This is a genomic window from Geobacillus sp. YF-1 (genome assembly GCF_052692335.1).
In genome coordinates this window covers 1,757,204-1,782,824 of the sequence record NZ_CP199850.1, presented here as the reverse complement: position 1 = coordinate 1,782,824, position 25,621 = coordinate 1,757,204, and the positions used below count along the sequence as shown (strand labels likewise).

Below are 25,621 nucleotides of genomic sequence, written 5' to 3'. Positions count from 1 at the left end.
TCCGTTTTCATCTAAAAGGCTGGTGAAAAACATTGGTTTCCTTTGGTCGATGAATAAAAGTGTGCATTGTTGCAAGACTTTTCTATTTGAGAAACGATGCTAGGAAACGGTATGCACGATTTAATCACCCGCCTCCTAAATGCAAGCTGATATAGTATAAAACGACGAGCGATGGCAAGATGTCAAACAAAAATGCCATATATTATAGGTAAAAAGGGCTGCTTTTGAACTATGAAAAAAGTCTCTTTCCTCTTTTTTCTATTTTATAATGTTTTTAATATATAAAATTCTATTAACCTTTTGGGATTGGGGGAGGATGGTTTGAACAAGCGCTCGATTCCCGCGTCACGGTAGCTTCGGTTATTTTGTTTTTTAACCGAACGAACGGTCGTTTGCAGGTTTTCGGAATGGTGCGCAAAACCGTTCGGGGCGTTTCGGTCTCGTTTCTTGCATAGGCAGGGGCGATTTTTTAGAATGAAAACGACAACGGCTAGACGATCGGAGGGAAAACGGATGCGTGGCAAACGAATTGCGTTGTGCGCCTCACGCAAACTGGATGAGATGACGACTCTTATTGAAAAGCAAGGAGGAACGGCCGTCATTCGCCCGGCGCAAGGAACGGTATTGGCGAAAGGAAACGAGTTGGGGGAAGAAATACGAACCACCATTGCGATGCGTCCGGACTGGATCGTGTTTACGACCGGCATTGGGTTTGCGGCGCTTTGGGAAGCGGCCGAAAGAGAAGGGATCATCAACGAGTGGAGGCGGGCGATCGAGAATGCTTGTGTCGCCGCCCGTGGCTATAAAACGGTAACGGCGTTGAAACAAATCGGCGTCACCCCGGTGGCCGCAAGCGAGGACGGGACGACGAAAGGGTTGATCGCTGTTCTCGGTGGGCACGACTTTGCGAACCAAAACGTGGTTGTGCAACTGTACGGCGACACGGCTCCGGCGCTTCGCCAATTTTTTCTTGAGCGGGGCGCGTCCTATACGGAACTGCTTCCATACCGACATGTCGCTCCGGATGAAGAGACGCTTGAGACGTTATACAACGAAGTGGTCGGTCGCGAGGTCGATGCTGTCTGTTTTACCTCGGCGATGCAAGTCCGTTTTTTCTTTTCGTTTGCCCGCGAGAAAAAAGAGATCGCCCCGCTGCTTGAGGCGTTCCGCACCGATGTTGTCGCCTGCGCCGTCGGCAAAGTGACAAAAGAGGCGTTGGAAGAAGAGGGAGTCCATCGCGTCATCGCTCCGGAACATGAGCGGATGGGGGCGATGATCGTGACGCTTGCCCGTTATTTTCAACAATCGATCGCGTTTTGAGCGCTTTTGCTTCCGGGTGTGATATCGGTCACAACGGTCATCGTGCCGCCCACGGTATAATGGAGGCAACGCCTCACGATGCGCCAAAAAACGAACAAATATTCTTTGTTATGGTATAATGGGGAAAACGATGGAAGTTTGAGGGGATGTTTGTTGCGATATTCGAGTCATGTTATTGTTTCCTTATGCTTTGGGGCGGCGGCGACGGCGTATACGGCGCTTCCGTTTACCGCTGCTTATACGGCGGGGCTTGTCATCGGCAGCCTTCTTCCTGACATCGATGAGCCGTCGTCGTATGTCGGCCGCCGTTCGTTCGGCGTCGCGGGGAAAGTAAAAGAAGCGTTCGGCCATCGCGGGATGACGCATTCGCTCATCGTCTGGGGGGTGCTTGCTGCGCTTGTTTGGCGCGAATCGGCGTCACCGTTTGCTGCTGGGGTTGTGCTTGGCTATTTGTTTCACATTATCGAAGACTTTTTTTCCGTCCAAGGGGTGCCGTTGTTTTGGCCGTTTTCGTCCAAGCGGTGGAAAGTGCCGCTCTATCGGACGGGAAAAGGGATGGAAAAGCTGTTCGTGGCTGCTGCCTGGGTCGGCTTCGTTTATTTCGGCGTCAGCGGGCTGTTTTACGAATGGTGGCGGTCACTTTTGGCCATTTGGTAATCAATTCGAAAAAGGAAAATGGGACAAAACGGCGAATCACCTATGTGGACAGCCAAAAATGGACAGGGGGAGAGGGGAAAATGAGCGAACAATATCGTGTATTGCCTGGCGCCGAGCCGTTTTATGCCGAAAACGGGCCGGTCGGAGTGCTGCTATCGCACGGATTTACGGGCACGCCCCACAGCATGCGCCCGCTCGCTGAAGCGTATGCGAAAGCCGGTTATACCGTTTGTCTGCCGCGTTTAAAAGGGCACGGGACGCACTACGAAGACATGGAGCGGACGACGTTCCACGATTGGATCGCCTCGGTCGAAGAAGGATACGAGTGGCTGAAACAACGGTGCTCAACCATTTTTGTCACCGGATTGTCGATGGGCGGGACGCTCACGCTTTATTTGGCGGAACGGCATCCGGAAATCCGCGGGATCGTGCCGATTAACGCCGCGGTCGACATCCCGGCCATCGCCGCTGGAATGGCGGGCGGTGGCGAGGTGCCGCGGTATCTTGACTCGATCGGATCGGACATAAAAAACCCCGATGTGAAAGAGCTGGCGTACGAAAAAACGCCGACGGCATCGCTCCTTCAGCTCGTCCAATTGATGGAGCGCGTGAAAAACGAACTCGGGCGCATCACCTGCCCGGCGCTGATTTTCGTTTCCGATGAAGACCATGTCGTGCCGCCCGGGAATGCTGATCTCATCTTTCAAGGCATTCGTTCGTCAGAGAAGGAAATGGTCCGCCTTCACAACAGCTATCATGTGGCAACGCTCGATTACGATCAGCCGCTCATCATTGAACGATCGCTGCAGTTTTTCGCCAACCATGCCGGTTGAGCGGCCAGCCTATGGCCGGTCCTGTTCAAAACGGGGCCGGCTATTTGTTTTTTGTCGTTATTTTTGTGAAAAAATAGATGGTCGTTTCCGAAAAATTCGTCTAAACTTATACTGTAGATGAGCATTTTTCATTACAATAATTTCCATGCCCTAAGAGACAAACAGGGGACCCCTTAGGCGACATGGAGCTGTTTTTTGATCACATCAATGGGAATATTTTGCTTCGCGGCATCGTAGATGAACTCGACGACGCTGTGCCCTTTCCGAGACCGAAGAAGCTCCAGGCCGGAAGAGAGGTCTTGCTGAGATTCGGCGATGCTGTATACGCAGGCGAACAGCACCACGGCCCAATACCGTTTCACCGCCCGAATGTGACGAACACGGTACCCATCGAGCTTCAGCTGGTCTTTGGCCTGCCGGAAAAAGCATTCGATCGTCCAGCGCTGGGCATAATAACGCAAGATCTCTTCATCGCCTAGCTCCCGGTCGGTGCTCAAGACGACATGGAGATGATCTGGCGTCATCGGTTCATCCGCCTTCCAAGCCAGCAGCACCACCGCGTCATCGAGGCCATGGATCGCTCCCTCGTAGCGATACACGCGGTAACGCTCCTTCCCCACCGTGACGAGGTGGGTGTCGTTGGGCTCGATATAGCGGGCGAACTTCTTCGCTTGGATGGCGATACCTTTCGGATAGAGAATCCGGTTCGTCTTGAGCATGGCGATGACATGGAATCCTTGTTTCAGGCAGGCTTCGATGAGCGCTTGGGACGGATACCAGGAATCCATGAGCACATACACCGGCTGAGCCCGCTTCCCCTTGAGCGAGGAAAGCATCTCGATCGCCAGGTCGATTTTGCTTCTTCCCGCCGTCTTGTCATACAGACGAAAGGCGAACGGAAACGCTTGCGAGAAAGTATGCACCATCAGCCAAACAAGCGAATGCCCCCAAACGGATTGATGATCTTTGTGCGAGTAGTGCCAATCACACCCTTGAATGGCGCGGGCAGCCCGTGACGAAGGCTTCGTTTTTTGGCAAATCGTATCATCAATCGAAACAAAAAGGGGTTGATTCTCCCGTTTGGCTAGGCGTTCGATCTGGCGAAGAATCCATTCTTGAAGCTTCTCAAGCAGTTTTTCCTCGTTCCAAGGGCTTTTCGTGAAAAAATGGCTGAGCGTGGTTCGATGGTTGGGATGAAAACTCCAGTACCGGACATCCGTCAATGTCCCCGAAAATCCCTTGGTAGTCAAGGCGTCGACAAGGTAAACGAGATGCTTGATGACCGGCTTCGAGAAATAAAGCGCCAATCCCAACGTCATGAAAAACTTGTGGATTCCTTGATGATGTGCTAATCTATTCATGAGACATGAACCTCCTTGTGTGAATGGGTTTGAGCACATCTATTTTACTCAAGGAGTTGGGTTCATGTCTCCTTTTTTGTTTAGTTGTCAATTTATGTTAGCAAATTTGCTCATCTACAGTTATAGTATAGTAGAAGTGGAAAAGCCTAATTTCGAAAAGGAGTTCCGACTTTATGAATATAGAACGCATCCGTTTGCTTGTTCAGGAAAAGAAAATCGTGGACGCTCTCGCCGAAGTGCGGCCGCAGCTAGAAAAAGCCGAACCGTTCGGATGGCGGCCGTTATTGGCGTCATGGGACAGCATTGAACCGTTCCGGGCGCTCGTCCGGCTGTTTGATTATGCGCTCATGTACCGTCATAGCGGGATTGTGGCCCGCTATGCCCATCGCCGGCTGAACACGCTGCAGACGTTGGCTTGGGTGTGCGATGAGTGGCTGGACAGCCGGCGGCCGCTCGATGTCGAAGAGGCGCTGGGGCCGCGCCTAGCCGAAGCGTTGGATGGGCGAACCGCTGAGCCGCAGGAGGCGGTGGCGCGGGCGGCGTTTGTATTCGTGCGCGCGCTGCTCGATATGCAGCGGATTGATGAGGCGCGGGAATGGATGGAGGTGGTGGCCCGCTATGAGACGGCGTCCATGCATGATAAATGGGGGTATTTTTATATCGAGGCCGGCGACCGGCAGAAGGCCGAACAAGTGATTCGGGCCGGGCTGGACGATCCGGAGCGCGGCGACCTATGTCATTTGCTTCTTGCCGATTTGTATGCGCTCGATGGGCGTCATCATGAGGCGCTAGCCGTCTTGGAAGAAGGGCGGCGGCGCTTTCCGCAAGTGCTGTCGTTTTACGCGGAGCGCGTGCGCCGGTTTCGCGATGTGCGCGCCCACCGTGAGGCGTTGGCGGCGATGGAGGAGCTTGACCGCTTGAATCCGTTCCATATGCATCGCCGTTATTTCAACCATTTGCGCGCTGAACTGTATTATCAGCTCGGGGAATGGGAGAAGCTGGAGTCGTTGGTGAGCGCCGTGCCGCAGCTTGAGAAAACGCCGTACGCCCGCGCGGTGGGGAGAACGAACGAGCGGGCGGTCGTGCTGCCGCTTGTTCCGGTCGTGCAAAAGCATAACTATTGCGTGCCAGCGAGCGTCGAAATGATGCTTCGCATCCTTGGCGCTCCGCGGACGCAAGATGAGGTGGCTGAACAGATTTTTGATGTGCGCGGCTCCAAATTATCGACGACGGTTCATTATCTCGAAGGGCTTGGATTCGTCTGCCGCTTTTTCATCGGTTCGCCTGCGCGCTGGAAGCGGCTTATTGATGAAGGGATTCCCGTGCTTTTAAGCGTTGATTATGAGCAGTCGTCCCATGTGCAAGTGCTGTTCGGCTACGATGAGCGGCTTGAGGCGTTTTATGTGCAAGACCCTAACGTCTTTGAACCGTTTGTGGTTTCGGAAAACGAGCTCGAAAAATGGTACGCGGGAACACATTATTTGTCGATCGTTGCGCTTCCCCGGGAAAAAGCGGCGCTCGCTATCGAGCTTCCTGACGAGGAGGACCGCTATTTCCGCGCGCTCCACGCTTTTGCCGAAAAAATGGATGAAGATGAACGAGCCCATTTCGCGGCGTTTGTCGCTTTTTTGCGCCGCCATGAGCACATTCCGTATACATGGCTGTATGTCATGAAACATTTTAGCAGCGACGAGGCGAAACCGCTCGTGTTGGATTATACGGAGCGGGTCTTGACCAAGTATCCTGAGCACGACGATTTGCGGCTGGTGGCGGCGAAAGCATACGTGTATGCCCAAGAGATGGAACGGGCGGAACAAGCGCTCAAGCAGGCAAAAGGAAAAAGCCAAAGCCCGCTCTATCATTACTTGCGCGGCCGCATCGCCTTTTTCGCGAGCCGCTATGAAGAGGCGGCCCGCTATTTCCGCGCCTCGCTCCAGTTGGATCCAGACCAGCCGGAAGTGTGGAGCTATTTGGCGCTTGCTTTGGCGTATGCCGGCCGTACGGAGCGCGGGCTTGTCTGTTCACAAGTGGCCGTCCGCTTGTATCCGGGCGATCTGTTTATTGAAACGAATCATGGTGTGCTGCTGTTCCACGCCAAGCGCACGGCTGAGGCGCGCGCCTGGTTTGACATGCTTGTGCGCCGCGAACGGCGCGATGCCCAGCTTTGGTATGAGCGAGCTCGCTGCGATATGGAGCTTGGCCGCCGGCGCAAGGCGGAGCGCGGGTTTTACGTAGCTAAGGCGCTCGATCCGCGCGAACCGCATCCATATGGGATGTTAGCCGATTTGTATCATGAAGCCGGTGAGCGTGAAAAGGCGAAGCAGCTGCTGCAAGAGGGGATTGCCGCCGCCGAACGGCCGGCGCCGCTTTACGTTCGGCTTGGCGATTTCTATATCGATGAAGGGGAAGCGGAAAAAGCGGCCGCCTGCTACGAGCAGGCGCTGGCTTTGGATGAGGATGACGTGTTCGCCCATCTCGGACTGGCCTCGACTTTGGCGGAGCGGGGAGAGCGAGAGGCGGCAAGACGGCGCGTGGCTGAACTATGCACCCGTTTTGCCAACAACAGCGAGTATTGGCTGAATGCGGGCAAGTGGCTGATGGCTTACGGCTTCGCCGATGATGAAGAGGGGCGAGCAACGGCGCTCGCATGGCTTGAGGAAGGGCTGCGCCTCGCTCAGTTTGACGTGGAAGAGGCGTACGAGTTTTACATCAGCCAGCTGACTACCCCGTCGCTCACAAGACGCGGCCTCCAGTTTTTGGAGAGGCTCGCTGCCGACCGTCCCCGCCTCGCCGCCGCTCGCTGCGCCCTTGGTGTTCTTTATGAGCGGCAACATCGGCCGGCTAAGGCTATGGCCGCATACCGCGAGGGCGCTGCCATGGGCCACCCGCTTTCGCTGTTCCGTCTCGCCGAGCTGTGCGCGTCGCTTGGGCGCGAAAACGAGGCGAAGCAGCATTACGAAGCGTGCCTCGGCGCCGATCCGTCCTTTGCCCTTTGCCATTTTCGGTTGGCTGTGTTATACGGAGGGGAAGGAAAGGAAGAAGAGGAGCGCGCCCATTTGCTTCAAGCGGTCCGCCTCGCCCCGCTGCGCGCCGATATCGAATCGATGGCGGCGCTCATCGAACCGTCGGCGCTTCTTTCGGCGTTGGCTGACGCCCGCCGGCAGGCTGGGGAGGCGTGGTATTATGACAACCTCGGCTACGTATATGGAGCGCTCGGGCAGAACGAGCGGGAGAAAGAAGCGGTGGAAAAGGCGCTCTCGCTCGCTCCGCACGATCACGAGGCGCTTCACCATTACGCCAAAGTGATGATAAAGGAAGGAAAAGCGAAAGAAGCGATGGAGATGCTCGAGTCGTTGATCGTCGAGCAGCCGGGCGATGAATCGCTGTATGTTACTTACCTCGCCCTGTTTCCGAAACATGGGCGCGGCTTGGCGCAGCTGCGCCGCCGACTGGAGCGTTTGCAGACTGACCGCCAGCGAAAACGCGCGATCTATGTGCGCGCTGCCGCAGCTCTTCTTCCCCATTGGGAAGAGGAGTTAGGGAGAATGGATGAAATGCCCGGGCGGTGGTGGACGAAAATGAAGGTATGGGTCGGGAAGTTTTCGTTGTTTTCCGCCATTGTTGATTTGTACGAAGAGGCGATCAGCCTTGACCGCGAAAACCCGGAAGCGTATGCCGAGCTGGCTCGCTTTTATGCGGCGGTTGAACTGGAGGACGATGCCGCGAAAATGTGGCGCAAGGCGCTGGCGCGCGGCGAGGAGCCTGAATTGGCGCGGGAATTTGTCAAGCATTTGTTGGCGGCTGACGACGTCAATCAACGTCAAGAGGCGCAAACATGGCTCGATCGGCTGCGCGCCGATGATCCCGATGATGTCGAGCTGCGCGTTTTGCAGGCCATCGTTTGGCTTCAGGACGGGCGGCAGGAACAAGCCGAACGGCAGTTGCAGGCGATCGTGGCGGAAGAGCCGCTCTCCCGTGGCGCGCTCTTCCTGCTTGCCGAGCGATATGAGGAAACAGGGCGCTGGCAAGAAGCGACAGCGCTTTGGGAACGATATGCCGATTGGTATTCGGAAGACGGAGAGTGGCATCTGCACCTCGCCGCGATGTACGAAGAAATGGGACGTCTCGACAAGGCGTTGGCCGCCATCGACCGGTGCGTTCGTGCCAAGGAAGATGTCCGTCTTCAGTATGAGCGCGCTCGCTATCTTGCTCTGCTTGGGCGTTTCGATGAAGCGAAGCGGGAACTGGACCGGGTTCTTTCCGACGATGAAAGCGGGGAGTGGGCGGCGCTGGCGGCCGAGGAGCCGGCCTTTCAGCGCATGGCTCGGGTGTGAGCGGCGGCCGTGTGAGTAAAGTATTTGTGGTGACGTTCAAGAAGGATCCCCGACGAGGGGGCGAACTTTTGTTTTTTAAACTTTTCTTTTGCCGAGAAGTTTGCTATTGTGAGAAGAGAGGTTAAGGGAGGTGAACGGGACGGATGGAAGCGCCGATCGAATTATTCGTCTATATGTCGCTTGTCGGGGCATTGTGGATGATCGTAAAAGGGCATAAGGGCGTGCGTCGGAGAGCCGCTTCACTGTTTTGTGAGCCAATGTTGGCCTCTGTTCGCGAGCAAGGGGCGAATGGGAGCGCCATGGGCGCGGCGCTTCCATCGCGCCCGCTGTTTTTGCCGCGGCGGCGGAAAATCCCGATGCGGGAACAGGCCAGCCGAACGGATGAAGATGGAAGGCCCTCTCCTTGATGAACGCGCATCATGTTTGGACAAGATCAAGGAGGGCTTTTCATGAAGAAATGGATCATGATTTTATTGGGCGCTGTTTTGCTTCTTTCCGGTTGCAGCCGCAACGAACCGATCGACGAACATAGTCAAGGCATTTGGAACCATTATTTTGTCTACCCGATGTCGAAACTTTTGTTGACGCTTGGCCATTGGTTTGGCGACAACTACGGCATCGCCATTATCGTGCTGACGCTTATCGTTCGCTTTTGCTTGCTGCCGCTCATTTTGAAGCAGTTTCGCGCCTCGCTCGCCATGCAAAAACTGCGTCCGGAATTGTTGAAGCTGCAAGAAAAATATAAAAGCAAAGATCCGGAAACGCAGCGCAAGCTCCAGCAAGAAATGATGCAGCTGTATCAAAAACACGGCGTCAACCCGGCGAGCGGCTGTCTGCCGGTGCTCATTCAAATGCCGATTTTTATGGCGCTTTATTATGCGATTTCACGGACGCAGGCAATCAAAACCCATTCGTTTTTGTGGGTCGAACTCGGCCATCGCGATCCGTATTTCGTTTTGCCGGTATTGGCGGCGTTGACGACGCTCATCTCACTCCGCCTGTCGCCATCGATGACCGAAGAACAACTGCCGCAAATGGCGATGATGTCATACATCATGCCGGTCATGATCTTTATCGGCGCCAGCTCCGTCCCATCGGCGCTGTCGCTCTATTGGGTCGTCGGGGGCTGCTTCTCGATCATTCAGTCGCTCCTTTTGCGCAGTCAGCTGAAAACGGCGAAAGCGGCGGAAAACAACTAGCCCGCATCCCCTGTTTGCTTTCCAAACCAAAAGCAGGCAGGGGATGTGTTTGTTAAATCACCTCCCCTCTAGGAGGCTGGTGATTTAAGGGAGCAAGCCGCTTGTCAGGTCCGTTTCTCCAATAGAAAAACCTTGTCACATCAGGATCTCCTTTCAAACGATCTCCCATTGCTCAACAGAAACAACCGTTTTTCACCAGCCTCCTAGAAAATCGCTGCAAAAATGATTCGGACAAAAAAAGCCATAAGGGAAGGCTCGATGGACTCGCTCGTTGATGGCTTCTGCTTGCCCAAATTTTGCATGTTCGAGTAGAGTAAAAGTATAGCAGTGCCAATGTACAATCTGATCGACAAATACACGGGAGGTATGTTGATGGAGAGAGCACTGATCATCATCGACTATACGGTCGATTTTATCGCCGATGACGGCGCGCTGACATGCGGCAAACCGGGGCAGGCAATCGAGGCCGAACTGGTGCGCGTGACGAAACAGTTTATAGATCATGGCGACTTTGTCGTGTTTGCCATTGATCAACATACGGCAGGGGATCGTTACCATCCCGAATCGAAGCTGTTTCCGCCGCACAACATTGAAGGGACAGAAGGCCGAAAGCTGTACGGAGAGCTTGAAGCCGTCTATGAGGCGAACAAGCATAAAGACCATGTGTACTGGATCGACAAAACGCGCTACAGCGCATTCGCCGGAACCGATTTGGAGATCAAATTGCGCGAGAGAGGCATTACGGAAGTGCATTTGGTCGGCTGCTGCACCGATATTTGCGTTCTCCATACGGCCGTCGATGCCTACAACAAAGGGTTTCGCATCGTCGTTCACCGGCGGGCGGTCGCGAGTTTTGACCCGGCGGGACACGAGTGGGCGCTTCGCCATTTTCGCCATACGTTGGGCGCGGAAATAGTGGAATAATGGCGAAAACGTGATAGAATAGACGATGAACGTTCTCTTTTGCTGCGGCGCAGTCATTTGTACGTTGGAGGTTCTGCATTCATGAACGGAAAATATGCCGATGACAGTTTGATGCTTCATACGGACTTATATCAAATCAATATGGTCGAAACGTACTGGGAAGACGGGATGCATGAGCGCCGCGCCGTGTTTGAGGTGTTTTTCCGCAAGCTGCCGTTTGGCAACGGCTATGCGGTGTTCGCTGGGTTGGAGCGCGTCATCCAGTTTTTGCAACAGTTCCGCTTCTCGGCCAGCGACATCGACTATTTGCGGCAAGAACTTGGCTACCGCGACGATTTTTTGGATTATTTGCGGACGCTTCGCTTCACCGGCACGGTCCGTTCGATGCGCGAAGGGGAAGTGGTGTTTGCCAACGAACCGATCATGCGCATTGAGGCGCCGCTCGCCGAGGCGCAGCTCATTGAAACGGCCATTTTAAACATCATCAATTTTCAGACGCTCATCGCCACGAAAGCGTCGCGCATTAAGCATATTCTCGGGGACGAACCGGCTTTGGAGTTCGGCAGCCGGCGGGCGCAGGAGATGGACGCCGCGCTTTGGGGCGCGCGCGCGGCGTACATCGGCGGGATAGAGGCGACATCGAACGTGCGCGCTGGCAAGCTGTTTGGTATTCCGGTCGCCGGAACGCACGCCCATTCGATGATTCAAGCGTATCACGATGAATACACCGCCTTTTTGAAGTATGCCCGCCGCCATAAAGATTGCGTTTTTCTTGTCGATACGTATGATACGTTGAAATCGGGAGTGCCCAACGCCATTCGCGTCGCTAAGGAGTTGGGCGACCGAATCAACTTTATCGGCATCCGCATCGACAGCGGCGACTTGGCCTATTTGTCGAAGGAAGCGCGGAAAATGCTCGATGAAGCCGGATTCCCGAACGCGAAAATTTTTGCCTCAAACGATTTGGACGAAGATACGATTTTAAACTTGAAGTCGCAAGGGGCGAAAATCGATGTCTGGGGGATCGGCACAAAGCTCATTACCGCGTACGATCAGCCAGCGCTCGGCGCCGTGTACAAAATGGTGGCGATCGAAAACGAACAAGGGGAAATGGTCGATACGATCAAAATCAGCGGCAATCCGGAAAAAGTGACGACCCCGGGGTTGAAGCGGGTGTACCGCATCGTCAACAAAATCAACCAGAAAGCGGAAGGCGACTACATCGCTTTAGAGAGCGAAAACCCGCAGCAAGAAGAACGATTGAAAATGTTTCATCCAGTGTATACATTCATCAGCAAATTCGTCACCAATTTCGAAGCGCGCGATTTGCATGTGACCGTTTTCGACCATGGCAGACTTGTCTATACGTCGCCGCCGCTTGCCGACATTCAGGCGTATGCGAAAGAAAGCTTGCGCTTGTTTTGGGAGGAGTACAAACGGACGCTCAATCCCGAGCAATATCCGGTCGATTTAAGCCAGGCGTGCTGGGACAATAAGATGGAAAACATCCGCAAAGTGAAAGAAACGATCGCGCGCATGTCGATGAACGAGTAGCCGGCCGCTGGACGCGGACAAGCTGAGAGGCGGATCGGCGCTCGCGCGACAGGCGGCGATGGGATGGTGAACCCACCAGGCGTCTCGCTGTACCTCGTTCTCGGCTGGTGGAGCGGCGGATGACGCACCGCCTCCTTTTTGTTTGCCGCGGATGGCGGAAGTTGCGCCATGGGCTTGCCGTCCGGAAAACAGCGGGACGGCCGCCACGACGAAAGCAAGGTTTGCGGAATCGGCACGGGATGAGAAACGGATTGGTCAATGACGAGCTGAACAGCCACGACGAAAGCAGGGTGTCCCGAATCGGCACGGGACACCCTCTTCCATCGCGACATCGTACGTATAGAACGTTTTGCTTGAGACTTATGAAGACAGCCGCCCTTTTAAGTTAGTCTCTTGCAGTGTGGACGGTTGCCGGTTTTGGCTTGACAGCTGCCGATCGAGTTCGTCAACGAGGAAGGCGAAATGGCGCAAGACGCGCTCGATCGGTTCGGGGCTTGTCATATCCACTCCGGCCCGCTTAAGCAGACGGATCGGGTCATCGGATGCGCCGGCGCGCAAAAATTGTTTGTACCGCTTTACCGCTTCGCCGCTTTGATCGGTTTTGATAGCGCGCACAATGGCGTGCGAGGCCGCGAGCGAAGTGGCATATTTGTATACATAAAAGGCGTCGTAAAAATGCGGGATGCGCAGCCAGCCGCGCGCGGCGCCGGGATCGGCAGCGTACGCCGGGCCGTAATACGTTTTGAGCAGGCCAAGCCAAAGATCGTTCAATTCGTCCGCCGTGAGACTGCCGCCTTGGCGCACCTTGTCGTGAATCGTTCGCTCAAATTCGGAATACATCACTTGCGTGTACAATGTGCCGCGAATTTGCTCGATTTGTTCGATGAGCAGGCGGAGTTTTTCTTCTTTTGTTTTCGCCTGTTTGTACAAATAATCGAGCAGGAGCCATTCGTTCGCCGTTGATGCCACTTCCGCGGTGAAAATCGAATGGCCGGAATAATGGTACGGCTGCGTCTCGTTCGTATACACGGAATGCATGGCGTGCCCAAGTTCGTGGGCCATCGTCAACACGCTGTCAAGCGAACCGTTGTAATTGAGCAAGATGAACGGATGGGTGTCATACGCTCCGGTGTTATAGCCGCCCGTATATTTTTTCGGGCGCGGGTAGACGTCCAACCATCGTTCTTGAAACGCGCGGTGCACGCGGCGAATATAGTCGGCACCGAGCGGCTTGAGCCCTTCCATGATGAGCGTCTTCGCCGTTTCAACCGGAATCGGCTTCATGGGTTCACTGACAAGCGGTACGTACAAGTCATAGCTATGGACGCGGTCCAGCCCGAGCGCGCGCCGCCGCAGTTCGACATAGCGGTGAAGCGCCGGCAAGTGGCGGCGGGTGGCGGCGATCAAGTGATCAAACACTTCCTTCGGTACGTCATCGGCGGCGAGGGCGGCGGCGAGGCCGGACGGATAGCGGCGCACGTTCGCATACAATTCATCCGCTTTGACCGAAGCATACAGCGTCGCGGCGGCAGTTTGTTCCATGGCTTCATAGCTTTTGGCTTTCGCTTCAAACGCTGCTTTTCGATAGCGGCGGTCCGAGTGTTCAAGCATGGCGGCGTATTGGTCATCGGTCAATGTCACCGTTTTTCCGTTCGGCATCTTGACAGACGGCGGCTCATAATCGCCGCGGGCGGCGTGGTCATAAATGTTCTCCGCTTCCCCGAGCGCCGGCGATAGTTTCGCGAGCAGCTGTTCTTCGCGTTTCGTGAGCGTATGCGGTTTTTGTTCGCGCAACTCATGGAAGTAATAGCGGTACGCCTTCAGCGGTTCGCTGTTTTGCAGCTTCTTGAGCGTCCGCTCCGGAAGGGCGAGCAGCTCCGGTTCGATAAATGCAGTCTTTGCCGCATAGTGGGCGGCGAGCGCTTCCACTTTTGCCCCGAGCCGCGCGGCCGTCTTGTCTTCGATGTTCAAGTCGCGTTTTAAATGGGCGTAAAGCGACAGTTTTTCGAGCTTGCGGGCCGTTTGTTCGTTGAGGGCGAACAGTTGGGCGATCGTCTTGGCATCGTCAAGCTTCCCTGCAAACGCCGCCAGTTTCGGCAAGGCGTTTTGCACCGCCTGATAGTCGCGCATCCACTCGTGCTCGGATGGGTAAATGTCAGCTACATTCCATTCGTATGCGGTTTCGGCGGCCGATGTCGGCCATGGGGAGGTCAAAAGAAGCCCGGCGGCGAGCCCAAGGAGCCAGCGCTTCATATGATCACGTCCTTTGCCTGTTTTCCTCTTGTTGGTAGTATGCGCAAGCAGAACGATTTTAGCCAAAAAAAGAAAGGGAGACGATCCATGGAACGAATCCGTTTAGCAGACGATTTGACTTTTTCTCGCCTGATTCACGGCTGTTCGCGGCTTGCCGACTGGGGCTATTCGGCCGAGCAGCTGCTCGGGCTCATCGAATTTTGCCTTGAGCGCGGCATTACCACGTTTGACCATGCTGATATTTACGGCAACTACACGTGCGAATCGCGCTTTGGCGAGGCGTTGGCGTTAAAGCCAAGCTGGCGCGGCCAAATGGAGATCGTGACGAAATGCGGCATTAAGCGGCCATCAAAGTACGGAATGAAGTCGTACGATACAAGCAAAGATCATATCATCGCTTCGGTCGAGCAGTCGCTGCGGAATTTCCGCACCGATTATATCGATGTGCTGCTGATCCACCGCCCCGATCCATTCATGAACCCCGAAGAGGTGGCCGAGGCGTTTTTGCGGCTGAAACAGGATGGAAAGGTGCGTTATTTTGGCGTCTCGAACTTTAAACGTTCGCAGTGGGAAATGTTGCAGTCGTATTTGCCGTTTCCTCTCGTCACCAACCAAATCGAAGCATCGGCGTACCGGCTCGAAAATTTTGCAGACGGCACAGTGGATCTTTGTCTGGAAAAGCGGGTTCCGCCGATGGTGTGGTCGCCGCTTGCCGGTGGAGCGATTTTTTCCGCTGACGATGACCGGGCGGTGCGTCTGCGCGGGACGCTTGAACAAGTGCGGGGCGAAGCGGGCGCTGCGACGATCGATGAAGTGCTGTATGCGTGGCTTCTCGTTCATCCAGCGCGGATGATGCCGATTGTCGGCTCCGGAAAACGAGAACGCATCGAGCGGGCGGTGCGGGCGCTGTCTTTGCCGCTTTCCCGCGAGCAATGGTTCGCCATTTGGCAAAGTTCCATGGGGCATGAGGTGCCATAAGGGGAGAAGCCGATGAAAGTCATTATTGCGGAAAAACCGGACCAAGGGGCGACGCTCGCCTCGATTTTTCAGACGAAAAAACGGCAAGGCTATATCGAAATTTTGCCGAATGACTTGTTTCCGGATGGGGCGTATATGACATGGGCGATCGGGCATTTGTTCCAGCTCGCCCCGCCCGAGCGGTACCGCCCGGAGTGGAAACGGTGGACGCTCAACACGTTGCCGATCGTCCCGGAACGGTTCGAGTATGAGATCGAAAAAGCGAAGGCGAAACAGTTTCAAGTGATTAAGGAGTTGCTGCGGAAGCCGGAAGTGACGGAAATCATCCATGCAGGAGACGCCGGGCGCGAAGGGGAGCTCATTGTACGTAACGTGATCCGCCTGAGCGGCGTCCACAAACCGATCAAGCGGCTTTGGCTGTCATCGTTGACCCCAAAGGCCATTGCCGAAGGATTTCGCCGCCTGCTCGATGAGCAGACGACGCGTCCGCTCTATGAAGAAGCGTACGCCCGCGCCTGCGCGGATTGGCTCGTCGGCATGAACGCTTCGCGCGTGTACAGCCTGTTGCTGAAAGAGCGCGGGATGAACGATGTGTTCTCCGTCGGGCGCGTGCAGACGCCGACCTTGGCTCTTATTGTCCGGCGCGAGCGGGAAATTGAGCAGTTCCGCTCGGAGCCGTTTTGGGAAGTCGTCGCTTCGTTTGTCATCGGCGATAAGCGCTATGAAGGAAAATGGACGGATGAAAACGGTCAAACGCGCCTCAAGGACGAGGAGATGGCGAAACAAATCGCGGCCTTTTGCCAAGGAAAACGAGCGGAAGTCGCCGACGTCCGCACCGAGCGGAAAACGTATCAGCCGCCGCTGTTGTTCAACTTATCGACGCTGCAGGCGACAGCGAACAAGCTGTACCGCTTCTCGCCGAAAAAAACGCTCGATGTGCTGCAATCGCTCTACCAAAAAGGAATCGTTTCGTACCCGCGTTCGGATTCGATGCATGTGACTAGGGGAGAGGCGGAAACGTTCCCGGCCATCTTGCAAAAGCTGTCGTCGTTTCCGGCGTACGCTTCGTATTTTCCGCTGCCGCGGCCGTCGATTTTACAGAATAAACGTTATGTAAACGAGAAAAAAGTGACCGACCACTACGCGATCATTCCGACGGAACAGGTCGTTGACCCGGAGAAGCTGTCGGCCGACGAGCGGAAAGTGTACGATTTAGTCGTGCGCCGCTTGATCGCCGCCCACCACCAAGCGGCGGTCATGGATTATACGACCGTCACGACGTTGGTTGACGGTCGGGCTCGCTTCGTTTCCAAAGGAAGGCAAGTCGTTGACGAGGGGTGGCGCACCGTCATCCGTCCGCATGAGGAGGAGAAAGACGCGGTGTTGCCGCCGCTCGAGCGGGGCGAAGCGGGGGAGGCGGCCGCTGTCAAGGTGAAAGAAGGGAAAACCGAGCCGCCGAAACGGTATACGGAAGGCGAACTCATCACCTTGATGAAAACGGCGGGAACATTTTTGGACGACGAGGAGCTGGAAAAAGTGCTCGCCAAAACGGAAGGGCTCGGCACGGAAGCGACAAGGGCGGCGATCATTACGATGCTGAAGGAACGAAAATACATTGAAGTAAAAAATAACCTCGTTTATCCGACGGACAAGGCGAAAGTATTGATCGAGGCGCTCGGCGGCACGATTCTCGCCTCGCCGGAAATGACAGCGAAATGGGAGCAGCGCCTAAGCGAAATCGGCGAAGGAGCGGCCTCGCCCGCCGCGTTTATGGAACAGGTGAAAAAGCTGGCGCAAAAAGTGGTCGCTGACGCCATCGCCGCCGCCCCAGCTTGGAATTTCAACGGGGTCGACACCGCCTCGATCCAGCGGACGAGAACGAAAAAAACGATCGGTGAGAAGCTCGGGCCGTGCCCGCTTTGCGGAGGGACCGTCATCGACAAAGGAACGTTGTACGGCTGCGACCAGTACGCGAAAACAAAATGCTCGTTTACGATCGCCAAACGCATTCTCGGCAAATCGATTTCGGCGGCCAATGTGAAAAAGCTGCTGGCAAAAGGAAAAACCAATGTCATTAAAGGATTCAAAAAAGGCGGAAAAACGTTTGACGCTGTCCTTGTGTGGGATGAAAACGAGAAGAAATTGTCGTTTCAGTTTCCGAAGCGGTAATGAAGGCAACAGAGGAAATAGGGGGCGGGGCGCTTGGCGCAAGGGCGGACCAATGGCGTCCTGTCCTTTTTTGCCGGTTCCCCCGTTTGCGGCTCTTGAATCCGTTCCATCAGCCGCTTCGGCTCGCTTGGCGCGGCGGCCTCCTTTTTCATAAAGGATACACCGAATCGGATCAGATGGAAACGATTTTGTTTTTAAACAATAATAATATTATGTAAACTAAAATTCCGGCCTTCTCTCTGAAGGCTAGTCAATAGTCGGGCGGCCGGCGGCAAGCGGCGATGCGAGCCGGGCGGTCGGGATAGTCGGTAAAGATCCCGTCTACGCCCATGGCGCATAGGCGCGCCAGATCGTGCGGGGCCATTTTTTCGTTCGCCGGACAGCGAGGACGAGCCAATACGTTCAACGTCTAGTTTAGCAAAACTCCACATCCGCTTTTTTCAAATATAAACAGCGCCGCAAAAAAGCGTAGTCGGCAGGACTTTGGCGAATGGCGGCGAATGCAAAAAAGGGAAAGGGGAGAGCGACAATGAAAACAGCCGATTTATGCGATCAATTTTTAGACGAGCTGCAAGTATGCGAGGTGCCGTTCCAATCATATGGCGGAAAACAGATGTTTTCCGGACCGATTGCGACGGTTGACGTGTGGGAGGACAACGTGCTTGTCCGCGAAGCGCTCGAGACCGTTCCAGCGGGGACGGTGTTGGTTGTCGACGGAAAAGGGTCGCGCCGCGTTGCGTTATTCGGCGACCGATTGGCGCAACTCGCCTGCGAGAGGGGGCTCGCTGGCGTCATCATCCACGGCTGCATCCGCGATTCCGCAGAAATCGGTGCGATGCCGATCGGCGTCATGGCCATTGGCACGTGCCCGGTGAAAAGCAAAAAAGAGGGAAAAGGTGCCCGCGATGTTGTGCTCGAGTTTGGCGGTGTCCGTTGGGAACCGGGAGCGTACGTGTACGCCGATGCGGATGGCATCGTCGTGGCCCGCGACGATTTGTCGGCAAAAAACGGTTGACGGCAGCGTCCCGCTTGTACTACGATGGAGACGGATGCTTGTTCCATGACAGTGTAGATATGGTGAAGAACCCACAAGGTGCCTGAGCTCGTCAAACCGGCTCGGGTGAAAAGGGAAGTCCGGTGAAAATCCGGCACGGTGCCCGCCACTGTGATGGGGAGCTTGCGGCAACAAGTCACTGAAGAGAACTTCGGGAAGGCGCCGCAAGCGATGATCCTAAGTCAGGAGACCTGCCTTGTTTGGGTCGGACGGATGCCTACGGGACTATAGGCAGACGTGCGGGAGAATGAGGGCTGCATAAGGCCTGTTTGGTTCGTTTAAGACTTTTTTGTATACATTTTTCTGCACCTCTGCTGTAGAGGTGCTTTTTCTTTTGCCTGAAACCTGCTCGTCTGTCTGCATCTGAATTCTATCATTCTAGCCAAAAGGGGGGATTCGATGGCGACGTGGGATTTGCGGGGAATGAGGCATCATTTGTTCATTTGCAACGGCGGGACGTGCCTCCGTCATGGCGGGGAGGAAGTGACGCTGGCGGTGCGCGAAGAGATCGCCCGCCTTGGTTTGGACGATCTTGTTCATACGACGCGAACGCGCTGCAACGGCCGCTGCCAGGATGCATGCGTGATGATCGTCTATCCGGAGGGCGTCTGGTACCGAGAAATGACGCCGGAAAAAGCGCGGGAGGTGGTGCGCATTCATCTTTGTGAAGGGGCGCCGATTCGCGAATGGGCGACGTATGAGTTTGATGAGGAGGCAGGATGCAAATGGGCGCCAGCAGGGGAAAGCGAGGCGCCGGTTGGGAAGCGGAAAACGGCCAATGAACCGAAGGAGGCGAATCGATAATGATGCGAACAAGTCGTTGGCTTGTCATCGCGGCGCTATTGACAAGTTACTTCTTCTTGACGAATGAACAAGACGCGTACGCCATGCACATTATGGAAGGATTTTTGCCAGCGAAATGGGCGCTGTTTTGGTGGGGATTGTTTCTTCCGTTTTTCTTGTTGGGTTTACGTCGTCTCGTCCGCACGCTGAAAGAGCATCCGGAACAAAAGCTGCTCATGGCCTTGGCTGGGGCGTTTACGTTCGTGCTGTCAGCGCTGAAAATTCCGTCCGTCACCGGCAGCAGTTCCCACCCGACCGGCATCGGCTTCGGGGCCGCGTTGTTTGGGCCGTGGGTGATGGTTGTCATCGGCACGCTAGTTCTTCTGTTCCAAGCGTTGCTGCTTGCTCATGGCGGATTGACGACATTGGGGGCGAACGCTTTGTCGATGGCGGTCGTTGGGCCGCTGGTTGCGTTTAGTGTGTATCAGCTGCACCGGCGCGGTCTTGTTTCACATCGGGTGGCGCTGTTTTTAGCTGCCTGTTTGTCAGATTTGGCGACCTATGTCACTACATCCGTTCAATTGGCAGTCGCGTTTCCAGCGCCGGATGGCGGCGTGCTCGCTTCGTTTTTAAAATTTGCCGGCATTTTTGCCATCACTCAAGTGCCGCTGGCGGTGACGGAAGGCATTTTGACGGTGATGGTCTGGAACTGGCTCGCTTCATACCAAGCTTCTCCGCTATTTGAACGGGAAAAGGGGGCGTGATTCGATGAAGAAAAACCGGTGGCTGTTCGCTTTCGCCTTGGTGTTGATCCTTCTTCCGCTTTGGTGGGCGCGCGGCTCGGAATTTGGCGGCACCGATGACCAGGCGGAACGGGCGATTCAAACGCTCGCTCCGCATTACCGGCCGTGGTTTGAATCGATTTTCACCCCGCCGGGCGGCGAAGTGGAAACGCTGCTGTTTTCGCTGCAAGCCGCCCTTGGCGCCGGTGTCATCGGCTACGTGATCGGCCTGTATAAAGGGCGGTCGGAACGGAAGAACGGGCATGATTCGCGAGTTTGATCGGTTCGCCTACGACAATCGGCTGCGAACGTGGCGAGCGGAATGGAAGCTGGCGATGGCGCTGATTTTGTTGGTGCTTGGGATGATAAGCAGCTGGCGCGAACAGCTGCTCATTATGGCGGGGATGACGTATTGGATCATCGGTCGCGCCGGTGTACCGCTTTCGCTGTATGGAAAAGCAATGGCCGCCGCTTCAGTTTTTTTAGGAGTCAGCTTATTGACCATGATCATTTCTATTTCCCTTCCCTTTCATTTGTCTATTTCCTATAGCCAGCTGCGGCCGGCCGCTGAATTGGCCGTGCGCTCGTTGGCGGCGTGGTCTTGTTTGTTTTTCCTTTTGATCACTACGCCGGCGCCGGAATGGTTTGCCGTCCTGCGGCGTTGCCGTCTTCCGGCGGCGGTCATTGAGCTTTGTTTTTTGATGTACCGCTTCATCTTTTTGCTTGAGCAGGCGGCGGCTGAGCTGTGGCTGGCGTTGCGCGCCCGCAACGGGGGAACACATTGGCGGCATGGGGGGATGCTCATGTACCAATTGTGGCTGAAGGCCGGGCAATCGTACGAAGCGCTCGGGTGTGCGCTTACCGCTCGCGGAGGAATCGACTCGTTTGTCTATCGACATCAGCCGTTGGACACAAAACCACATACCATTGATATGGCGGCCGGCGCCGCGTTAATCGGGCTGCTGCTCGGCATGGTTTGGTGGAAAGGGTGAAAAAGGTGCTGCTACGGATGGAACAAGTGCGCTATGCTTACGATTCCTCGCGCGATGTGCTCAACGGGGTTGATTGGGAAATTCCAGCAGGAAAAAAATGCGCGCTCATCGGCGCAAACGGCTGCGGCAAAACGACGCTGTTTCTTCATCTGAACGGATTGCTGCGGGCCCGGTCGGGCGCGCTGTATTGGAAAGGGAGCAACATGTATGAGCGCGGGGCCGATTGGCGGCGCTGGCGGCGTGAAGTCAGCCTCGTTTTTCAAAATCCGGAACATCAGCTGATTGCGCCGCTCGTGCGCGATGAATTGGCGATTAGCCTCGCTCACGCTGGGGTCAATGAAGAACAGATGAGAACCGCTTTGTCGGCGCTTGTTGATGAATACGGACTCGGTGATTGGCTCGATCGCCCGACCCACCAGCTCAGCCTTGGACAGAAAAAGTGGCTGACGCTTTGTTCGGCGATGGCGACAAAGCCGGACTTGCTTGTGTTGGATGAACCGACGGCGTATTTGGACCAGCATCAAACGAAACAGTTTTTGCGGCAAATCAATGTCATTCATCAAAAGGGAACGACCGTCCTTATCGCCACACATGACATGGATTTCGTCTGGCAATGGGCCGATTGGGTCGCTGTCATGCACGAAGGCCGGATTGTCAAGCAAGGACCGCCGGAAGACGTTTTTGCCGATCGCCGCCAGCTGCTCGCGGTCCGTTTGGACGTGCCGCTGTTTGTTCGGTTCTGGAAGGAGTGGGGGCCGAAGGGAGTTTCGATGCCGCGGCCATGGCCAGAAGAACAAGGAGGGGAAACGCATGGGAGGTAAGTTGTTGATCATCGGCTTCGGACCCGGCAGTGTTGACCATATGACGAAGCGGGCCCGCGAAGCCATTGAAGAAAGCGACGTCATCATTGGCTACAAAACATACATTGAGCTTGTGCGCGATTTGATCGCCGGAAAGGAAATCATCAGCACCGGCATGACCGAAGAAGTAAGCCGCGCCCAAGCGGCGGTGAAATGGGCGGAGCGCGGCAAGACGGTCGCTGTCATTTCCAGCGGCGACGCCGGGCTGTACGGCATGGCCGGACTTGTCTACGAAGTGTTGATTGAAAAAGGCTGGACGAAAGACGATCCGATTGAAGTGGAAGTCATTCCGGGCATTTCCGCCATTCACTCGTGCGCCGCTTTGCTTGGGGCGCCGATTATGCACGATGCGTGCACGATCAGCTTGAGCGACCATTTGACGCCGTGGGAGCTGATTGAAAAGCGGCTCGAAGCCGCGGCGGCGGCCGATTTTGTCATCGCGCTTTACAACCCGAAAAGCGGGCGGCGCACGCGGCAAATTGTGGAAGCACAGCGCATTCTGCTTCGCCACCGGTCGCCCGAGACGCCAGTCGGACTAGTGAAAAGCGCGTACCGCGAACGCCAGCAGATCGTCCTCACCGACTTAGCCCATATGCTTGATCATGAAATCGGCATGTTGACGACGGTCATTATCGGCAATTCAACGACGTTTGTTCACGATGGGCTGATGATCACGCCGCGCGGCTATCAGCGCAAATATCATTTGACCGCGGCCGTCCAGCCGCTCAAGCCGCATGAGCGGCTGCGCAAAGAAGCGGAGCCGTGGGCGCTCGAACAGACGAAGCCGTTGAACGGCGGCTCCGCTCTTGAAACCGCCTGCGAGCCAGAGACTGAGCGACCCCGTGTTTCTGTGCCATCCGCGTCTCTACCTCTCTCTGCTTCGAGCGCCGCTCTGCCGGCGGCGGCCCGGCAGGCGAAGGAGTCGGGGGCGGCCATACCGCCTGTCGACCGTCCCATGGCGGCGAAAGAAGTTGCCGAAGACGCCCTCGCTGCCTTAACCCACCGGTCTATGCGCCCAGCCCCGGTGCTGTTCGAGGCGGCCGTCAGTCCGGGCGTGGCCAATAAACAGTTCACTCCGGAACAGCTTATCGTGCTCGCGGAAGTGGTAGGGACGGATGGAAAAATGACCTACACACCCGATCATTATATGAAGATCGAACGGGTGACGGAAGATCCGGATGGACTGATTGCCCGGCTCGAGGCCGCCGGACTGATGGTCATGCCGATCGGTGATGTGCTGACGGTGAAGGCATGTGATTTTTGTGACGGGGAGAAAAAAGACGCCATTCCGTACGCCGAGGAACTGGCGCGGCGATTGGGCGGCATGACGTTGCCGAAAGAGCTGAAGCTCGGCATCAACGGCTGCGGGATGGCGTGTTACGGCGCGGTGCGCGAAGACATCGGGCTTGTGTATCGGAAAGGGAAATTTGATTTGTTTTTGGGTGGAAAAACGGTCGGCCGCAACGCCCACCCTGGCCAGCTTGTCGCCGAGGGCATTCCAAAAGAAGAAATCATCACCGTCATCGCTGATATTATTGAACACTATAAAGAACACGGTCATCCGAACGAACGGTTTCATAAGTTTTTCGCCCGCGTCAAGCAAATCGGCCCGTTTCGTCACGAAGAAGCAACGGCCGCCGCTGCTGTGGAAACGGCCGCCTGCGGCGACTGACAACCGCAAGCCGTTTCCGACGGCGGCGGAAACAGCGGCCGGCTTCGTTGCCGCTTGCGTTAGAAGGTCGGTGAAAAACCGCAGAAACGATCCCAAAAAGCAGTTGCGCGAGTAAATCACCGTCCTTCTAGAAGGCAGGAGGCGAGCCAATACATGAAGAAGGAGAGAAAACGATGAAAGCCATTTTATTTGTCGGCCATGGAAGCCGCGATCCGGAAGGAAACGAACAAGTGGTGCAGTTTGTTGAGCGGCTGCGGCCGCGCCTTGCCGCTTCCTTTCATGTCGAAACGTGCTTCCTTGAATTTGGCCGTCCGTCGATCGGCGAAGGAATCGAACGTTGTGCCGAAGCCGGGGCGACGGACGTCGCGGTCATTCCACTCATTTTATTGCCGGCCGGGCATTCGAAGCTCCATATTCCAGCGGAAATCGACGAAGCGAAAGGGCGTTATCCGCATATTACGTTTCGCTACGGCCGCCCCATCGGCATTCATGAGCAGACGTTTGCCATTTTGCGCGACCGGCTGCGGGAAATCGGCGAGCGTCCGGAACAGCCGGGCGACGGAACGGCGGTCATTTTGCTCGGCCGCGGCGGCAGCGATCCAGACGCGAACAGCGATTTATACAAAATCGCCCGCTTGTTTTGGGAACAGACCGATTATTCGCTCGTTGAGCCGGCGTTTATGGGCGTGACCACCCCGTCGCTCGATGATGCCGTTCACCGCTGTTTGGCGCTTGGTGCGAAACGGATCGTCATCTTGCCGTATTTTTTGTTCACCGGCGTGCTCATCAAGCGGCTTGAGCGGCAAGTGGCGCAATACCAAGCTGAGCACTCGCATCTCTCATTTGCGCTTGCCGGCTATTTCGGCTTTCATCCGAAGCTGGCTGACATTGTGCTCGACCGGCTCGAGGAGGCGCTCGGGCAAACGGCGGCGATGAACTGTGATGTCTGTCAATACCGGATTCACGCCGCCCATCACCACCATCATCACCATCATCATTGAAAGGGGGAAGCAGTGATGATTTTGTTGTTGGCTGGAACAAGCGATGCCCGCGAATTAGCGGTGATGATTCAGCACGCCGGATATGACGTGACGGCGACCGTCGTCACCGATCACGCCGCGGAACAGTTGCGAGCCGCGGGCATTCGAACGTACGTCGGGCGGCTGGACGCCTTTCAGCTGGCCGAACTCGCCAAAGCGGAAGGGGCGAAGGTGATTGTCGACGCGAGCCATCCGTTTGCCGAAGAGGCGTCGAAAAACGCCATGCAGGCGGCAGCGGAGATGGATTTGCCGTACATCCGCTATGAGCGGCGCGAGACAGCGATTGCCTCGGAGCGGGTGACATTTGTTGACAGCTATGAAGAAGCGGCGGACTTGGCGGCGGAAAAGGGCGGCGTCGTCATGCTCACCACCGGCAGCAAAACGCTCGACATTTTCGCCGCCAGGCTCATCGGCCGCCCGAACGTCAAGGTGATCGCGCGAATGCTGCCGCGCAAAGACAATCTTGATAAATGCGAGCGGCTCGGTTTTTCCCAAGAGCAGATCGTCATGATGCAAGGGCCGTTCACAAAAGAGCTCGACCGGGCGCTGTACCGCCATTTTGGCGTCACGGTCGTGGTGACGAAAGAAAGCGGCAAAGTCGGGTTTGTCGATGAGAAAATCGCCGCCGCCGAGGAGCTCGGCATCGATGTCATCGTCATCCGCCGTCCGCGCTTGGCGTACGGCATTGTGCATCACGAGTTTGCCGGCGTGCTGGCGGCATTGAAAGAGCGCGTTCCGCTCCCCGCGGGCTGAGGCGCGCCGCCCAAACGTCCCGCGCGGCGGCAAACGATTGCCGTCCGCGCGCTTGTCTTCATTTCCTTCGTTTCTGCAGCGACAGGAAGCGGTTCGGCCTTCA

At 55.8% G+C, this 25,621-nt stretch carries 21 protein-coding genes, 1 pseudogene and 1 riboswitch; of the genes and pseudogenes, 19 read left to right on the top strand and 3 right to left on the bottom strand.

Features of this window, described 5'->3' with window-relative positions; all coding sequences use genetic code 11:
• The first annotated feature begins 513 nt into the window (after positions 1–513).
• The 3 genes from ACTVIM_RS08955 (at position 514) to ACTVIM_RS08945 (ending at position 2,810) form a co-directional block, all read left to right on the top strand.
• Complete coding sequence (locus ACTVIM_RS08955) at positions 514–1,320, top strand: uroporphyrinogen-III synthase (protein WP_445612348.1); 807 nt, start codon at positions 514–516, stop codon at positions 1,318–1,320.
• Positions 1,321–1,473: 153 nt separating this feature from the next.
• Positions 1,474–1,977: a metal-dependent hydrolase gene (locus ACTVIM_RS08950; protein ID WP_445612347.1), complete on the top strand. Its 504-nt coding sequence runs from the start codon at positions 1,474–1,476 to the stop codon at positions 1,975–1,977.
• A gap of 80 nt (positions 1,978–2,057) precedes the next feature.
• Positions 2,058–2,810, top strand: a complete 753-nt coding sequence (locus tag ACTVIM_RS08945) for an alpha/beta hydrolase (RefSeq protein ID WP_445612346.1) — start codon at positions 2,058–2,060, stop codon at positions 2,808–2,810.
• A 173-nt stretch (positions 2,811–2,983) separates the two neighbouring features.
• On the opposite strand, the gene ACTVIM_RS08940 is transcribed toward ACTVIM_RS08945, so the two are convergent.
• Positions 2,984–4,171, bottom strand: coding sequence for an IS701 family transposase (locus ACTVIM_RS08940; protein WP_445612345.1), 1,188 nt, complete (start codon positions 4,169–4,171; stop codon positions 2,984–2,986).
• Positions 4,172–4,344: 173 nt separating this feature from the next.
• Here ACTVIM_RS08940 and ACTVIM_RS08935 point away from each other — a divergent pair, with 173 nt between their 5' ends.
• The 5 genes from ACTVIM_RS08935 to ACTVIM_RS08915 all read left to right on the top strand — a co-directional run bounded on the left by ACTVIM_RS08935 (position 4,345) and on the right by ACTVIM_RS08915 (position 12,182).
• Positions 4,345–8,505: a tetratricopeptide repeat protein gene (locus tag ACTVIM_RS08935; RefSeq protein WP_445612344.1), complete on the top strand. Its 4,161-nt coding sequence runs from the start codon at positions 4,345–4,347 to the stop codon at positions 8,503–8,505.
• Between the two features lie 143 nt (positions 8,506–8,648).
• Positions 8,649–8,912 (top strand): hypothetical protein, encoded by a 264-nt coding sequence (locus ACTVIM_RS08930; RefSeq protein ID WP_033020745.1) that lies wholly within the window; start codon positions 8,649–8,651, stop codon positions 8,910–8,912.
• A gap of 42 nt (positions 8,913–8,954) precedes the next feature.
• Positions 8,955–9,704: a membrane protein insertase YidC gene (gene yidC / locus ACTVIM_RS08925; RefSeq protein WP_445612343.1), complete on the top strand. Its 750-nt coding sequence runs from the start codon at positions 8,955–8,957 to the stop codon at positions 9,702–9,704.
• A gap of 372 nt (positions 9,705–10,076) precedes the next feature.
• On the top strand, positions 10,077–10,628 hold the full coding sequence (locus ACTVIM_RS08920) for a cysteine hydrolase family protein (protein ID WP_033020830.1): 552 nt from the start codon (positions 10,077–10,079) through the stop codon (positions 10,626–10,628).
• 81 nt (positions 10,629–10,709) lie between these two features.
• Entirely contained in the window at positions 10,710–12,182 is a 1,473-nt protein-coding gene (locus ACTVIM_RS08915; protein WP_445612342.1) for a nicotinate phosphoribosyltransferase, read from the top strand.
• 360 nt (positions 12,183–12,542) lie between these two features.
• Here the strand turns inward: ACTVIM_RS08915 and pepF are convergent, their stop codons facing one another.
• Complete coding sequence (gene pepF, locus ACTVIM_RS08910; protein ID WP_445612341.1) at positions 12,543–14,435, bottom strand: oligoendopeptidase F; 1,893 nt, start codon at positions 14,433–14,435, stop codon at positions 12,543–12,545.
• 87 nt (positions 14,436–14,522) lie between these two features.
• On the opposite strand from pepF, the gene ACTVIM_RS08905 reads away from it, so the two are divergent.
• The gene (locus tag ACTVIM_RS08905; protein WP_445612340.1) at positions 14,523–15,413 is read left to right on the top strand and encodes an aldo/keto reductase; all 891 of its coding nucleotides are present in this window, start codon (positions 14,523–14,525) and stop codon (positions 15,411–15,413) included.
• A gap of 12 nt (positions 15,414–15,425) precedes the next feature.
• Positions 15,426–17,582, top strand: a complete 2,157-nt coding sequence (locus tag ACTVIM_RS08900; protein ID WP_445612339.1) for a DNA topoisomerase III — start codon at positions 15,426–15,428, stop codon at positions 17,580–17,582.
• Positions 17,583–17,832: 250 nt separating this feature from the next.
• On the opposite strand, the pseudogene ACTVIM_RS08895 reads toward ACTVIM_RS08900, so the two are convergent.
• A pseudogene (locus ACTVIM_RS08895) lies at positions 17,833–17,940 on the bottom strand (glycerophosphodiester phosphodiesterase); the annotation flags it as partial.
• Between the two features lie 171 nt (positions 17,941–18,111).
• On the opposite strand from ACTVIM_RS08895, the gene rraA reads away from it, so the two are divergent.
• From rraA to cobK, 9 genes are all read left to right on the top strand, one after another.
• The gene (gene rraA, locus ACTVIM_RS08890; protein WP_445612338.1) at positions 18,112–18,597 is read left to right on the top strand and encodes a ribonuclease E activity regulator RraA; all 486 of its coding nucleotides are present in this window, start codon (positions 18,112–18,114) and stop codon (positions 18,595–18,597) included.
• Positions 18,598–18,656: 59 nt separating this feature from the next.
• Positions 18,657–18,849, top strand: a riboswitch (cobalamin riboswitch).
• A gap of 186 nt (positions 18,850–19,035) precedes the next feature.
• The gene (locus ACTVIM_RS08885; protein WP_033020759.1) at positions 19,036–19,440 is read left to right on the top strand and encodes a (2Fe-2S) ferredoxin domain-containing protein; all 405 of its coding nucleotides are present in this window, start codon (positions 19,036–19,038) and stop codon (positions 19,438–19,440) included.
• A 2-nt stretch (positions 19,441–19,442) separates the two neighbouring features.
• Positions 19,443–20,183 carry an energy-coupling factor ABC transporter permease gene (locus tag ACTVIM_RS08880; protein WP_445614338.1) on the top strand — a complete coding sequence of 247 codons (741 nt, stop codon included), beginning with the start codon at positions 19,443–19,445 and terminating at the stop codon, positions 20,181–20,183.
• Between the two features lie 4 nt (positions 20,184–20,187).
• On the top strand, positions 20,188–20,481 hold the full coding sequence (locus tag ACTVIM_RS08875; protein ID WP_033020760.1) for an energy-coupling factor ABC transporter substrate-binding protein: 294 nt from the start codon (positions 20,188–20,190) through the stop codon (positions 20,479–20,481).
• Positions 20,465–21,193 carry an energy-coupling factor transporter transmembrane component T family protein gene (locus tag ACTVIM_RS08870; protein WP_445612337.1) on the top strand — a complete coding sequence of 243 codons (729 nt, stop codon included), beginning with the start codon at positions 20,465–20,467 and terminating at the stop codon, positions 21,191–21,193. Before ACTVIM_RS08875 ends, ACTVIM_RS08870 begins: the two co-directional genes overlap by 17 nt.
• 5 nt (positions 21,194–21,198) lie before the next feature.
• A complete protein-coding gene (locus ACTVIM_RS08865) occupies positions 21,199–22,014 on the top strand; it encodes an energy-coupling factor ABC transporter ATP-binding protein (RefSeq protein WP_445612336.1) in 816 nt (271 codons plus the stop codon).
• A complete protein-coding gene (gene cobJ, locus ACTVIM_RS08860) occupies positions 22,004–23,725 on the top strand; it encodes a precorrin-3B C(17)-methyltransferase (RefSeq protein ID WP_445612335.1) in 1,722 nt (573 codons plus the stop codon). The genes ACTVIM_RS08865 and cobJ overlap by 11 nt, the downstream gene beginning before the upstream one ends.
• Positions 23,726–23,898: 173 nt before the next feature.
• On the top strand, positions 23,899–24,726 hold the full coding sequence (locus ACTVIM_RS08855) for a sirohydrochlorin chelatase (protein WP_445612334.1): 828 nt from the start codon (positions 23,899–23,901) through the stop codon (positions 24,724–24,726).
• A 15-nt stretch (positions 24,727–24,741) separates the two neighbouring features.
• On the top strand, positions 24,742–25,518 hold the full coding sequence (cobK, locus tag ACTVIM_RS08850) for a precorrin-6A reductase (protein ID WP_445612333.1): 777 nt from the start codon (positions 24,742–24,744) through the stop codon (positions 25,516–25,518).
• Positions 25,519–25,621: the final 103 nt, after the last annotated feature.

What these genes read in the sequence shown, in the direction of transcription:
- ACTVIM_RS08955 (WP_445612348.1), top strand. Translation starts at nt 514, where the DNA reads ATGCGTGGCAAACGAATTGCGTTGTGCGCCTCACGCAAACTGGATGAG.
- ACTVIM_RS08945 (WP_445612346.1), top strand. Translation starts at nt 2,058, where the DNA reads ATGAGCGAACAATATCGTGTATTGCCTGGCGCCGAGCCGTTTTATGCC.
- ACTVIM_RS08940 (WP_445612345.1), bottom strand. Translation starts at nt 4,171, where the DNA reads ATGAATAGATTAGCACATCATCAAGGAATCCACAAGTTTTTCATGACG.
- ACTVIM_RS08935 (WP_445612344.1), top strand. Translation starts at nt 4,345, where the DNA reads ATGAATATAGAACGCATCCGTTTGCTTGTTCAGGAAAAGAAAATCGTG.
- ACTVIM_RS08930 (WP_033020745.1), top strand. Translation starts at nt 8,649, where the DNA reads ATGGAAGCGCCGATCGAATTATTCGTCTATATGTCGCTTGTCGGGGCA.
- yidC (WP_445612343.1), top strand. Translation starts at nt 8,955, where the DNA reads ATGAAGAAATGGATCATGATTTTATTGGGCGCTGTTTTGCTTCTTTCC.
- ACTVIM_RS08920 (WP_033020830.1), top strand. Translation starts at nt 10,077, where the DNA reads ATGGAGAGAGCACTGATCATCATCGACTATACGGTCGATTTTATCGCC.
- ACTVIM_RS08915 (WP_445612342.1), top strand. Translation starts at nt 10,710, where the DNA reads ATGAACGGAAAATATGCCGATGACAGTTTGATGCTTCATACGGACTTA.
- pepF (WP_445612341.1), bottom strand. Translation starts at nt 14,435, where the DNA reads ATGAAGCGCTGGCTCCTTGGGCTCGCCGCCGGGCTTCTTTTGACCTCC.
- ACTVIM_RS08905 (WP_445612340.1), top strand. Translation starts at nt 14,523, where the DNA reads ATGGAACGAATCCGTTTAGCAGACGATTTGACTTTTTCTCGCCTGATT.
- ACTVIM_RS08900 (WP_445612339.1), top strand. Translation starts at nt 15,426, where the DNA reads ATGAAAGTCATTATTGCGGAAAAACCGGACCAAGGGGCGACGCTCGCC.
- rraA (WP_445612338.1), top strand. Translation starts at nt 18,112, where the DNA reads ATGAAAACAGCCGATTTATGCGATCAATTTTTAGACGAGCTGCAAGTA.
- ACTVIM_RS08885 (WP_033020759.1), top strand. Translation starts at nt 19,036, where the DNA reads ATGGCGACGTGGGATTTGCGGGGAATGAGGCATCATTTGTTCATTTGC.
- ACTVIM_RS08880 (WP_445614338.1), top strand. Translation starts at nt 19,443, where the DNA reads ATGCGAACAAGTCGTTGGCTTGTCATCGCGGCGCTATTGACAAGTTAC.
- ACTVIM_RS08875 (WP_033020760.1), top strand. Translation starts at nt 20,188, where the DNA reads ATGAAGAAAAACCGGTGGCTGTTCGCTTTCGCCTTGGTGTTGATCCTT.
- ACTVIM_RS08870 (WP_445612337.1), top strand. Translation starts at nt 20,465, where the DNA reads ATGATTCGCGAGTTTGATCGGTTCGCCTACGACAATCGGCTGCGAACG.
- cobJ (WP_445612335.1), top strand. Translation starts at nt 22,004, where the DNA reads ATGGGAGGTAAGTTGTTGATCATCGGCTTCGGACCCGGCAGTGTTGAC.
- ACTVIM_RS08855 (WP_445612334.1), top strand. Translation starts at nt 23,899, where the DNA reads ATGAAAGCCATTTTATTTGTCGGCCATGGAAGCCGCGATCCGGAAGGA.
- cobK (WP_445612333.1), top strand. Translation starts at nt 24,742, where the DNA reads ATGATTTTGTTGTTGGCTGGAACAAGCGATGCCCGCGAATTAGCGGTG.